Genomic DNA, 11,051 nt, shown 5'->3' with positions numbered 1-11,051 from the left:
ACTCGCCGAACCTCGCCGCCATCCTTAAAAAACATTGAAAAATCAAAGTACAGCATTTTTCGATCTAACTTATTACGAAGCGTGAATTTTCAGGCAATAATTAACAACTTTTAAATTCACAACGTAGAAACTTATTAGAAACATATATTTTTAACGCGACGCCAGCGAACCTGGTGAAATGTTTGCTCTCAGTAAAACCTTATTATAATAAGCCGGGCGCCGCGCAGATCGCTCAAAAAATCGGCGCTAATTACTTTTTTGGACCTTATGGTATACTCCGCCGCCTCAAAACATCGACAGGCGTGCCCGGCGCACGCCGCCACACAGAAAAGGACATAAACATGAGCGCTCCCGATTTTTCCACCTCAGAGCAGATGCAGGAACTGGCTGTTGAAGTCTCCTGCCTGAAATCCCTTCTGACCCTGATGCTGCAGGCCATGGGCCAGGCTGATGCGGGCCGGGTCATCATTAAAATGGAAAAGCAGATCGCTGAAATGGAAGACGACGCGCAGGCGGCGGTATACACCAATACCGTTAAGCAGATTAAACAGGCTTACCGCCAGTAATTAAAAAACCGGCTGGAAGCGGTTATTCTTCCAGCCGGTCTGGGCGTCTGACACGCAGAACGAATTACCCGCTCAAATCAGGCCAATCGCAGCAGCATAGCAGGCAATTTGCGTTTTGTTCGGAGCATTAAACTTCTTCTGCATATTTTTTTGGTGGAAATTAACAGTATTTTCCGAGATAGATAATATTATCGCTATTTCCGCCGACGTTTTACCTTCAGCCGTCCACTGCAATATCTCTTTTTCTCGTTTACTCAGTTTCATTTCCAGCACGGTCACCGCCGGATCTTCCAACCGCGCCATAGTGACCAGACTCTGCTCCACTAAATGCTGAAGTCGCAACGCCAGTTCGTCATCCGACATGGCGTGTCCACGCGGGCTGGTTCCAGAGACGGACAGGAATCCCTGGGCGCGGTTAGGCGCAATGACGCACTGCGTTACGCCCTTGACCAGACCGTGGTCGCGCGCGGCATTCCAGAGCTCTTCCGCCGCACCGGAGAACAACGCGTCGCTCCAGGGGAGATGGCCCATCAGGTAATTCTGGGGCTTCAACACCGGGTCTATCACGTAGTAATTTTCCGCCTGATAATGCTCAAGCCAGGCTTCGGGATAGGTGGTGTGCAGCGTCAGTTTGGGGCGTGTGAAAGGCACAGGGTGACGAACGCAAAGCGCGAAATAATCATATTCCATGTTCTGCGTTTCGGTTTTCAGGAGCGAATAAATGTCGCTCGAATCCTGAATTTCCTGAAAGCGGGTCGCCATTTCCCGACGCCAGTTAAAAAAGTCACTTTCCTTCATGCTGTGGGGCGAAACTCCTGTCGTGCTGTGAGCATTATTTTTTGTGATATGACAAAGTAACACATTCTACATAATTATTAATATCAATAATCGGCATTCTGTCAGTGACTTTGAGCCAGCGAGAACCTTTAAGGCAAATTATTTCGCTAAGAGCCTGTTGGTGCTGATTAATTCGTCAGACGAATTTTAAGGCTTATTTTTGGCAGGGTTTAAGGCGGGAGCCCGGCGCGCAAAACACGCCGGGCGAGGCATCAGGTATTAAGAAATTTATCTAAAAACTGGCGCGTGCGCGGCTGCGTCGGGTTAGCAAACAGGGCTTTCGCCTCGCCCTGCTCCACGATTTTGCCCTGATCCATAAAGATGGCGCGGTCGGCCACGTCGCGCGCGAAACTCATCTCATGCGTCACGATAACCATCGTGCGCTTCTCCTGCGCCAGCTGGCGAATCGTGTTCAGCACTTCGCCCACCAGCTCCGGATCTAACGCCGAGGTCGGCTCGTCAAACAGGATAACTTCAGGGCGCATCGCCAGCGCACGCGCAATCGCCACGCGCTGTTGCTGTCCGCCGGAAAGGCGTTTCGGGTAGCTGTTTTCCTTACCGGATAGCCCCACTTTCGCCAGCAGCTCACGTGCGCGGGCGGTGGCGTCGGCTTTCGGCTCGCCTTTCACGATAACCGGCCCTTCGATGATATTTTCCAGCACCGTGCGGTGCGGAAACAGGTTAAAGCTCTGGAACACAAACCCCACCTGCTGGCGCAGCGCCCGCACCAGACCGCGCTGCTCGCGTGCCGGTTTCGCGGTGTCGATAAGAATATCGCCCACGCGCACGGTGCCGCTCTCCGGCTGTTCGAGCAGGTTAATGCTGCGCAGCAGCGTGGTTTTGCCGGAGCCGCTGGGGCCGATAATCGCCACCACTTCCCCGGTCTGCACTTCCAGATCAATGCCATGCAGCACCGCCTGCCCGTGGAACTTCTTCACCAGGTTTTTGACCTCAATGGCACTCATTTCGGATCGCGCTCCTGTCGGTTTAGCTGGTTTTCAAAATGGTTTTGCAGCGCGGACAGTACCGTCGCCATCACCCAGTAGATAAGCGACGCGGCCAGATACATGGTGAACACTTCCAGCGTGCGCGAGGTAATCAGCTGCGCCTGGCGGAACAGTTCCGGCACCTGAATCGTAGCGGCAAGCGAGGTGTCCTTCACAAGGCTGATAAAGCTGTTGCCGAGCGGCGGCAGCGCCACCCGCGCGGCCTGCGGCAGGATCGCGCGGCGCAGCGTCTGCCACGACGTCATACCGATGCTCGCCGCCGCTTCCCACTGTCCTTTATCGATGGACGAAATCGCCGCGCGCAGCGTCTCCGAGGTATACGCCGCGGTGTTAAGCGAAAGCCCAATCATCGCCGCCGGAACAGGATCAAGCTCAATGCCGAACTGCGGCAGGCCGTAGTAGATCATAAAGAGCTGTGCGATAAGCGGCGTACCGCGAAAAATCGAAATATAAAAGCGCGCCAGCCACGACACCGGCCAGAAGGCCGACAGCCGCATCATCGCCAGCACGAAGCCCAGCACCAGGCCGAAGAACATACCGCCGATGCTCAGCTGTAGTGTGAAAATGGCCCCTTTCAGAAGAAATGGCGCCGAATCGATAACCAGTTGGATACTTTCCTGCATTATGTTGGTTTCACCCTGCGTTTAAACGTGCGGATGGTACGCGAACAGCGCCGGAGCGCCGCCGGTGTGAATAAAAAGAATCGGGCCGTTATCCTTAAAGCGGTGCTGCGCGATGCCGTCAATCAGCCCGGCCATCGCTTTGCCGGTGTAAACCGGGTCAAGCAGAATGCCTTCGAGACGCGCCAGCAGTTTCACCGCCTCCATGCCCTCATCATTAGGTACGCCGTAGCCCGGCGCGAAATAGTCGTCCCACAACACGATATCGGCGTTGGCGTCGAGCTCCAGCGCCTGCGCCACGCCCTGCTGCAACGCGACCACTTTCGGTTTCTGCTCCGCCACCGTGCGGGAGACCGTCACGCCGATAAGCTCGGCATCCGGCATCCCCTGCTCCAGCCCGACCGCCAGCCCCGCGTGGGTGCCGGCGCTGCCGGAAGCCACCACCACTGATGAGGGCCGCACAATGCCTTCGCACTGCTGCACAATCTCAAGCGTGCTCTCGACATACCCGAGCGCGCCCAGCACGTTCGAGCCGCCGACCGGGATCACATACGGACGAAATCCCTGGGCTTCCAGACGCACCGCCAGTTCGTCGAGCTGGCGGTCCGGCGCGTCGAGCGCGTCGCACATCTCGACCTGCACGTTAAACAGATCCAGCAGCAGACGGTTGCCGTTGGTCAGGTAGTTTTCTTCGCGGGTCGCGATAGGGTTTTCCAGCAGCGCCACGCAGTGCAGGCCGAGGCGCGCGGCCACCGCTGCCGTCTGGCGCACATGGTTGGACTGAATCGCGCCCGCAGTCACCAGCGTGTCTGCGCCTTCGCGCAGCGCCTGGGCGGCGAGAAACTCCAGCTTGCGCAGCTTATTGCCGCCCATCGCCACCGGCATCGCGTCGTCGCGTTTGATAAAAATTTCGCGGCCCAGATAGTCGGACAGGCGCGGCAGAAACTCCAGCGGAGTCGGGGCGCCGATAAGCTCAAGGCGCGCAAAGCGGGTGAGATTATGCATCGTGGAACCTCATGCCAGTTCAGCGGTTAAACCGTCATTATGCAGCAATTTTCCGGCGGCATAAAAAAAGGCGCTGATATCAGCACCTTTTTTCAGCAGCGATAACCTTATTTGGTCACGTCTGCGCCAAACCACTTGTCAGAGATTTTCTTCAGCGAGCCATCCTGCTGCATCGCGGCGATCGCTTTATCGATAGCCTGCACCAGATCCTCGTTGCCTTTACGCACCGCGACGCCCGCTTCCTGACGGGAGAACGGTTCGCCTGCCGCTGCCAGCGTATTGTTGGTTTTCTTCACCAGATCCAGCGCCGCCAGGCGGTCCACCAGAATGGCGTCGATACGGCCTACGCGCAGATCCTGATATTTAGTCGGGTCATCGTCATAGGTGCGGATATCGACACCCTGTACGTTCTGGCGCAGCCACTCTTCGTAGTTGGTGCCAAGACCGACGCCCACTTTTTTGCCCTTGAGATCGGCCGCGGTTTTAATGCTCGCCGCGTTCTCTTTCTTCACCAGCGCCTGGATACCGGAAACGGTATAGGGCGTTGAGAAATCATATTTTTTCTTGCGCTCGTCAGAGATGGTGACCTGGTTAATCACCACGTCGATGCGCTTAGAATCCAGCGACGCCAGCATCCCGTCCCACTTGGTAGGCTTAAGGGAGGCTTTAACGCCCAGGTGCTTCGCCAGCTCCTCGGCGAACTCCACTTCGAAACCGGTCAGCTTGCCGTCATCGCCCTGGAAGCTGAACGGCGGATAAGTGCCTTCCAGCCCGACCAGCAGCGTGCCGCGTTCTTTAACTTTATTCAGCAAATTTTCCGCGGCATAGGTTTTTACGCTCATGCCCGCCACCAGCGCTACCGCCATAACGCCCATCAGCGCCTGACGACCTAAAAGTGCAAGTTTCATAAATACCCCGAATTAACGAAATTGAGTTGTAGTGTAAGTAGTTACGCAAAGAAATCAAAACCACTGTGCTACAACTTATACCTTTTTAATATATATCAGAAGTGGCCGCTGAGGCGGTTTTCTCCGTCGGGGCTAAGGAGAGCTGCTGATACTGGGCATACTTGCGAAGCGCAATCCGGTAATTATTGGTGCTCGTCAGCGGAAGATACGCCTCCAGATGCTCGTCGAGATTATCCTGACGGGCAAGGGAGAGCGGCACCTGACGCTGGGTGAGATGCGCGCCGAGACGGCGCAGGCGCACCACGTATTCGCGGATCGTGCCGTGGCTCATATCGGTCTGTTCGAAGAGGTATTGCTTAAAGCCGATGATGTCGAAGTAGTTGCTCTGCTCTTTACAGTGCAGATCGCCACAGAAGCGACAGAGCGCCACCCAGTCCTGCTTTTCAAGCTCCCAGGTGGCCTCGTCGAGAAGCGTGTCGAGCGCAGCGATAGCGACCTTGTTCACAATTTCGCCGCGGTGGACCAGCGTAATGCGGTCCAGCAGCTTGTGACAATGCGCACAATGCGTCTGCGAATGCTTAAAGTCTTTAAGGTAGCGGCTCAGGGGCCGCCTTTTAGGTTGCTGCGCCGTCATGATAACTCCTGGTTGTCGTTCCTCTGTGCGGCATTACCAGGATGATGACGAATCAACAACCTATAGCTTACCCAGCTTGGTTCGCAGACGTTTAATGGCCTGGCTATGCAACTGGCTGACCCTTGATTCGCCCACTTCCAGTACCGCGCCAATCTCTTTGAGATTGAGCTCTTCCTGGTAGTACAGCGTCAGCACCATCTGCTCGCGCTCCGGCAGCGATTCAATCGCCTCCATCACACGCTCGCGTAAATTGCTTTCCAGCAGTTGATGCAGCGGGTTTTCGTTCTGGTTATCTTCCGTCACCAGTTCGATACTATCGCCATGCTCTTCACGCCACTCGTCATAAGAAAAAAGTTGACTATTGTTCGTGTCGAGCAACATCTGACGATATTCTTCAAGCGGGATACTCAGTCGCTCTGCGACCTCCAGTTCCGTCGCGTTACGCCCCAGTTCCTGCTCCAGTTGGCCTATTGCCTGCGCCACCTCGCGCGCGTTGCGTCGGACACTGCGTGGCACCCAGTCACGGCTGCGCAGCTCGTCCAGCATCGCGCCACGTATACGCTGCACTGCGTAAGTGGTAAATGCCGTTCCTTGCAGGGCGTCATAGCGTTCTACAGCATTCAGCAAGCCGATGCCGCCCGCCTGTAACAAATCGTCCAGTTCGACGCTCGCCGGCAAACGCACCTGCAGGCGCAACGCTTCGTGACGCACCAGCGGGACATAACGCTGCCAGAGCGAGTGTTTATCCATTACACCATCAGCGGTATAGAGAGAATTCACGATAAACGGCCCTGCGTTAGTTGAGTTATCGGCGTGATTATCTAATTCTACAGCGCTTTTTAATCGGGAGAATAATGGTCTAAATAAGGGGTTATTTTCAGGTTGTAAGCTAACTCGCTGAAAATACGCTGATTAATAAGAAATTAAAGTTAAACGACGGGTCAGCATTTCAGCCAGCGGATAGCCATCCCAGTGCAAAGAGAACTGCATACTCTGCCCGAGCGGCACAATACGATCGACGCCGCGCGGTTTAGCGGTGGCTAAAAACCGTTGAAAATCCTGAGGATCTACGCCAAAGCTCACGATCGTCTGGCACTTCTCCCCGCACAGCGGCGCGATGTCCAGCAGATCCTGCGCAACATATTCAATAAACAAACCGCTCTGGTGATGATCCGCCAGTAACGCGCCATCCGGCGCGTGAGTTTGCGCCAGGAACAGACGATTATCGGGTTGCGCAATGCGTCGCAGCGTCGGGTCGTTTACCGTATGGGCGCAGAACCACGCGAGATTACTCACGGCGGTGGCGGGCAGCGGCGCGTAGCGCTCACCGCACCAGTCGCGGAACGCGGGCCAGAACTGCGCGCGCGCTTCATCGGCGCGATCGCCGGTCCAGACCACCATTTTCGCGGCAGTACACGCCTGCTGGCTGGTGAGCAGCGTGTCGTTATAGAACGCCTCCAGCAGACGCGCTTTATCCGGCGCGGCAAGCCAGGCGTCGGCGTTGATCACCGCAAAGGAGTAACGATCCGCAAACGCGATATCCACGCCGCGCGGGCGCAGCGCCGAGCGCCGGACCTCGCTGATAGTGCGATCGCCGCCCCAGATAAGCCGCGCGTCACACAGCGCGGAAAAATAGTCCGTCAGCGCCGCGTCGTGCGGGTATTGCACCAGACAGAGACTGTCGGCGAGTGCCGGCACGTGCGCCAGCGCCCCTTTCAGCGCATCGCAAATCAGCGCCGTCTGCGGGAACGGTTTTGAGGAGAGCCGCACGATGTTCGCGTTGCCGGTAAGCAGCCCCGCCGCCAGCGAAAACGCGAAATTCACCGCCACGTTAGAGGGCGCGATATGAAACGCCACGCCGCGGCCCTGAGTCATGCCCTGCGGCATAAATTCCTGACGCAGCTTTTCAAGCGACGCGGGACGACACCAGAAGGCCAGGCTCACCACGTCGCTGTAGGCCCGCACGCGCGGGTCGGCCAGCAGCCGGCGGGAAAATTCGCTTAAGAACGTGAGCGTAACGTCGTCAAACGGCGCGCGCGGGCGAAAACGCTCAAGGGCGGCGAGCTGCGCGGCGTCGCCCAGCAGAAAAGTCAGGTTATCAAAACTGGGCTGCATAAGTGTCGCTACATCCTCTGATTTCAGCCTGTTGCAGGCGTCCATTGATGCGAAAATATTTACCGTGCCGTCCACAGGGGCAGTCATCCTCGCCAAGCCAAACGCCCTCATCTTCTGTGAGCAGCGAATGCCCCGGATAGGACTCGGGAATAAGCGACAGCACCTGGACTATCCCGGCACGCCCCGGCGGACAGACCGAGAAATCGTGCGGATCGCGGATAATCACATCGGAAAAAATACTGGCGTGCAGGTGACCCTGTTCGCACTGCATGTAGATGCAGCCGGTCTGTTCCACCATGCCGTAATAATCATAAATGCGCGTCAGCCCGCAGACATCTTGCAGGCGGCGGGCGAACTCCTGCGGCGACACCGCTTCGCTGGCGAGTTTTTTCCACCCGCCGCCGTGGATCAAAATCCCCTGGCTGAGATCGAGCCGCTGCCCGCTTTGCGCGAGCGCGCGCCAGAAATGCTGCCAGATCATAAACGTGAAGCCGAACAGCAGCACCGGTTTGCCTGCGTGTTTCGCAAGAAACGCCGTGATGCCGTCAATATCGAGCTTCATGTCGTCATCCAGTGCGAACGCGCGATCGGCGCCGAAGATAGAAAAACCGAGAATGCCCGCGCCGCGCGCGGAAAACATGGTGCGATCTTTAAGCACCGAAGGCGCGTCAATAATCAGCATCGGCAGACGCCCCGCGCCGGTAAACGCGCTGACAATTTTCACCAGCGTTTTCTGCTGGTTGGCCGCGGTCTGTTTATCAAGATAAATACGCGACACCGCCTGGCCGGTCGTGCCGGATGACGTCATCACCTTTACCGCTTCGTCCGGCGCGATGCTCGCAAGCGTCAGGCTTTTAAACAGCGACACCGGCAGAAACGGCACCTCTTCCGGCGCGGTCAGCGCCGCCGTATCCACACCCAGCCCGTCAAGCATGGCGCGGTACGGCGCGCAGTTTGCGCGATGATGTTCCGTGAGCCATTGCAGGCGCTGCGTCATCAGCGCGCGTTTGTCCTCGCGCGCCAGCGAATAAGGGGGTTGCTGTAACCACTGCGCGTAATCAAGCACTGAGCGCCTCCAGTTGTGCGTAAAGCGTTTTTCCGGCGGCGTTTTTCGGTATTGTCGCAAGCGTCACCACGCGAAACGCGCTGTGATGCAGCTGACAGGTCTGCGCCAGCCAGGTTTTCACCGTGTCAGCCTGGGACTCGTCGGTAAGGTAAAGCGTAATGCGGTCATCGACGCCGCCAGTGGCGCAGTCCAGCCCGACAAAGCGGTTTTTCACCAGCTGTTCCAGCTCATCCAGCCCGACGCGGTTGCCGAACACTTTTAAAAAACGTTTTTTGCGCCCGACGATGGTGTACACGCCCTGCGCGTCACGGCGGGCCAGATCGCCTGTCGCGAGCCGCCCATTAAACTCATCGCCGCGCGCGAGACACGCACGCTCCTGCGCGTAGCCGAGACAGACGTTCGGCCCGTAATAGATAAGCTCGCCGGTCTCATCCGGCGCGAGAATCTCCGCGCCCTGTTCATCTTCCAGCGTAAAGCGCCCGCCCGGAATGGCCACCCCCATCGCGCCTGGCAGCGCCGCTGCCAGGCCGGCAGGCAGATAGCCCATGCGCGAGGTCGCCTCCGACGCGCCATACATCACCACGAAACGCTTGTCCTGCGCCTGCGCCCAGGCGGCGAACGCCTCATGCAGCGTCGCGGAGAGCTTGCCGCCCGCCTGGGTCAGCGTGCGCAGCGACGGCAGCGTCATTCGCATAAAGCGCAGCTTATTAAGCATTTCGAAGGTATAAGGGACACCCGCAAGCGACGTCGCCTGCTGGCTTTTGACAAAGGCCCAGAAACCTGGCTGCACCGGGCCGCTGCGGGTCATCAGCAGCGTCGCGCCGCGCGCCAGGTGAGTATGGATGACCGATAATCCAAATACATAATTCATCGGCAGATAGACCAGCGGACGCTCGCTCGCGTCAATCGCCAGATAGTCGCAAATGCTCTCGCAGTTGCTGATGAGATTCTGATAGCTCTGGCGCACCAGCTTCGGGCTGCCGGTAGAGCCGGACGTGGTAATCAGCAGCGCCAGCGCGTCATCCATCGCGGGCGCGGGTTCACCGGTCGCGATGAGCTGATAACCGCCCAGGCGTAGCAGCACCTCGCCCGCCGCCTCGCGCCCTTCCGGCAGCCAGAGAAAGCCGGGCCGCCAGCGGGCCTGTAGCGCGCCTGCCAGCGCGTCGTCAAGCTGGCCATCGAGCATCACCGGCACCGTGCGGGCGTTGAGCGCCGCCAGATAGCCGGTCAGCGATGCCGCGCTGTTTTCACAAAAGCAAAACAGCAGCGCGCGGGCGGGCAGATGCGCCTGCACCTGCGCCACCTGCTGCGCCAGTTCGCCCCAGGAGAGCGTCACGCCGCCATCTTCGATAAGCGCCACGCCGTCGCGCGGCGCGTGTGAGAGTTGCCAGAAAGGCGCTGTTGTCATAACACCGCGTCCAGAATCTGTTGTGTCACTTGCGGGGCCGTTAAGCCGCACTGCTCCAGCATCCAGGCGTATTCGCCCGCCGGGCCGTAGCCCTGTGGAATGCATGACATAATGTGACGGTTTTTAATTACGTAATCTTTCATTGCATACCGCCATCAACTCGTATTGTCTGACCAGTTACGTAAGACGACAGATCAGACACCAGCCAGACGGCGGCGGCAGCGATCTCCTTTGGCGCGCCGAGACGACGCAGATCGGTGCCGTTACGGGTTTCTTCGATAATGTAGTCCGGCATCGCTGAAAGCATATCGGTTTCTGTCATGCCCGGCGCGATGCAGTTGGCGCGAATGCCCTGCTCGCCAAGTTCGGTGGCGATGGTGCGGGTCAGCGCGACGACCGCGGCTTTCGCCGCCCCGTAGGCCGCTTTTCCTGAGTTACCGTCTTCGGCGGCGATGGAGGCAATATTCACGATGCTGCCGAAACGCTGGCGGGTCATCAGCTTCGACACCATCTGGGTCAAGCTGAACAGCGAGAAGAAGTTTACTTCAAACTGCTCGCGCAGCGTCTGCATGGTGGTCATCTGGAACAGCGCGTTCCAGATAACACCCGCATTATTCACCAGCGCGTGCAAAGGGCGTTTGTCGCTCATGAGCCGTTTCACCGCGCCTTTCATCGCGTCGTTATCGGTCAGATCAAAACACAACGGCCAGATCTCGACCTGATAGCGTTCGGCAAGCGCCGCCATGTCAGCCAGAAATTCCGGCGTTTCGCTGCGGGCATGGGCGTAAATACACGCGCCTTCGGCAGCGAACGCCTCCACCATCGCGCGCCCGATACCGCGCGCGCAGCCGGTGATAATGACGTTTTTTTCTTTCAACAACATGG

Annotated in this window: 13 protein-coding genes; 1 reads left to right on the top strand and 12 read right to left on the bottom strand. The window is 57.8% G+C overall.

What is annotated here, in order from left to right; all coding sequences use genetic code 11:
• Positions 1–341 precede the first annotated feature (341 nt).
• The gene (locus BJP61_RS08900; protein WP_038862358.1) at positions 342–566 is read left to right on the top strand and encodes a DUF2594 family protein; all 225 of its coding nucleotides are present in this window, start codon (positions 342–344) and stop codon (positions 564–566) included.
• A 72-nt stretch (positions 567–638) separates the two neighbouring features.
• On the opposite strand, the gene sdiA is transcribed toward BJP61_RS08900, so the two are convergent.
• The 12 genes from sdiA to BJP61_RS08840 form a co-directional block, all read right to left on the bottom strand.
• Entirely contained in the window at positions 639–1,364 is a 726-nt protein-coding gene (sdiA, locus tag BJP61_RS08895) for a transcriptional regulator SdiA (protein WP_038862228.1), read from the bottom strand.
• A gap of 251 nt (positions 1,365–1,615) precedes the next feature.
• Positions 1,616–2,368, bottom strand: coding sequence for an L-cystine ABC transporter ATP-binding protein TcyN (tcyN, locus tag BJP61_RS08890; RefSeq protein WP_171998168.1), 753 nt, complete (start codon positions 2,366–2,368; stop codon positions 1,616–1,618).
• A complete protein-coding gene (tcyL, locus tag BJP61_RS08885; protein WP_171998167.1) occupies positions 2,365–3,033 on the bottom strand; it encodes a cystine ABC transporter permease in 669 nt (222 codons plus the stop codon). Before tcyL ends, tcyN begins: the two co-directional genes overlap by 4 nt.
• 21 nt (positions 3,034–3,054) lie before the next feature.
• Positions 3,055–4,035: a D-cysteine desulfhydrase gene (dcyD, locus tag BJP61_RS08880; protein ID WP_038862218.1), complete on the bottom strand. Its 981-nt coding sequence runs from the start codon at positions 4,033–4,035 to the stop codon at positions 3,055–3,057.
• Positions 4,036–4,142: 107 nt separating this feature from the next.
• Positions 4,143–4,943 (bottom strand): cystine ABC transporter substrate-binding protein, encoded by an 801-nt coding sequence (gene tcyJ, locus BJP61_RS08875; RefSeq protein ID WP_038862212.1) that lies wholly within the window; start codon positions 4,941–4,943, stop codon positions 4,143–4,145.
• Between the two features lie 85 nt (positions 4,944–5,028).
• Positions 5,029–5,577: a flagella biosynthesis regulatory protein FliZ gene (gene fliZ / locus BJP61_RS08870; protein ID WP_038862210.1), complete on the bottom strand. Its 549-nt coding sequence runs from the start codon at positions 5,575–5,577 to the stop codon at positions 5,029–5,031.
• Between the two features lie 60 nt (positions 5,578–5,637).
• Positions 5,638–6,357 carry an RNA polymerase sigma factor FliA gene (locus tag BJP61_RS08865; protein WP_004387973.1) on the bottom strand — a complete coding sequence of 240 codons (720 nt, stop codon included), beginning with the start codon at positions 6,355–6,357 and terminating at the stop codon, positions 5,638–5,640.
• A gap of 132 nt (positions 6,358–6,489) precedes the next feature.
• Positions 6,490–7,692 (bottom strand): acyl-CoA reductase, encoded by a 1,203-nt coding sequence (locus BJP61_RS08860; protein ID WP_171998166.1) that lies wholly within the window; start codon positions 7,690–7,692, stop codon positions 6,490–6,492.
• Positions 7,676–8,758: an acyl-protein synthetase gene (locus BJP61_RS08855; RefSeq protein WP_171998165.1), complete on the bottom strand. Its 1,083-nt coding sequence runs from the start codon at positions 8,756–8,758 to the stop codon at positions 7,676–7,678. The genes BJP61_RS08860 and BJP61_RS08855 overlap by 17 nt, the downstream gene beginning before the upstream one ends.
• Positions 8,751–10,166 carry an AMP-binding protein gene (locus tag BJP61_RS08850; RefSeq protein WP_171998164.1) on the bottom strand — a complete coding sequence of 472 codons (1,416 nt, stop codon included), beginning with the start codon at positions 10,164–10,166 and terminating at the stop codon, positions 8,751–8,753. Before BJP61_RS08850 ends, BJP61_RS08855 begins: the two co-directional genes overlap by 8 nt.
• Positions 10,163–10,309 carry a hypothetical protein gene (locus tag BJP61_RS08845; RefSeq protein WP_171998163.1) on the bottom strand — a complete coding sequence of 49 codons (147 nt, stop codon included), beginning with the start codon at positions 10,307–10,309 and terminating at the stop codon, positions 10,163–10,165. The genes BJP61_RS08850 and BJP61_RS08845 overlap by 4 nt, the downstream gene beginning before the upstream one ends.
• Complete coding sequence (locus BJP61_RS08840) at positions 10,306–11,049, bottom strand: SDR family oxidoreductase (RefSeq protein ID WP_161581525.1); 744 nt, start codon at positions 11,047–11,049, stop codon at positions 10,306–10,308. The genes BJP61_RS08845 and BJP61_RS08840 overlap by 4 nt, the downstream gene beginning before the upstream one ends.
• Positions 11,050–11,051 lie beyond the last annotated feature (2 nt).

The sequence above is a fragment of the Cronobacter sp. JZ38 genome, from assembly GCF_008932145.1.
Lineage (GTDB): Bacteria > Pseudomonadota > Gammaproteobacteria > Enterobacterales > Enterobacteriaceae > Cronobacter > Cronobacter muytjensii.
Note: the sequence above shows the minus strand (reverse complement) of the source record. Positions and strands in the feature narration are given on the sequence as shown.

Coding starts and splice junctions, on each gene's coding strand:
- BJP61_RS08900 (WP_038862358.1), top strand. CDS start 342: ATGAGCGCTCCCGATTTTTCCACCTCAGAGCAGATGCAGGAACTGGCT.
- sdiA (WP_038862228.1), bottom strand. CDS start 1,364: ATGAAGGAAAGTGACTTTTTTAACTGGCGTCGGGAAATGGCGACCCGC.
- tcyN (WP_171998168.1), bottom strand. CDS start 2,368: ATGAGTGCCATTGAGGTCAAAAACCTGGTGAAGAAGTTCCACGGGCAG.
- tcyL (WP_171998167.1), bottom strand. CDS start 3,033: ATGCAGGAAAGTATCCAACTGGTTATCGATTCGGCGCCATTTCTTCTG.
- dcyD (WP_038862218.1), bottom strand. CDS start 4,035: ATGCATAATCTCACCCGCTTTGCGCGCCTTGAGCTTATCGGCGCCCCG.
- tcyJ (WP_038862212.1), bottom strand. CDS start 4,943: ATGAAACTTGCACTTTTAGGTCGTCAGGCGCTGATGGGCGTTATGGCG.
- fliZ (WP_038862210.1), bottom strand. CDS start 5,577: ATGACGGCGCAGCAACCTAAAAGGCGGCCCCTGAGCCGCTACCTTAAA.
- BJP61_RS08860 (WP_171998166.1), bottom strand. CDS start 7,692: ATGCAGCCCAGTTTTGATAACCTGACTTTTCTGCTGGGCGACGCCGCG.
- BJP61_RS08850 (WP_171998164.1), bottom strand. CDS start 10,166: ATGACAACAGCGCCTTTCTGGCAACTCTCACACGCGCCGCGCGACGGC.
- BJP61_RS08845 (WP_171998163.1), bottom strand. CDS start 10,309: ATGAAAGATTACGTAATTAAAAACCGTCACATTATGTCATGCATTCCA.
- BJP61_RS08840 (WP_161581525.1), bottom strand. CDS start 11,049: ATGTTGTTGAAAGAAAAAAACGTCATTATCACCGGCTGCGCGCGCGGT.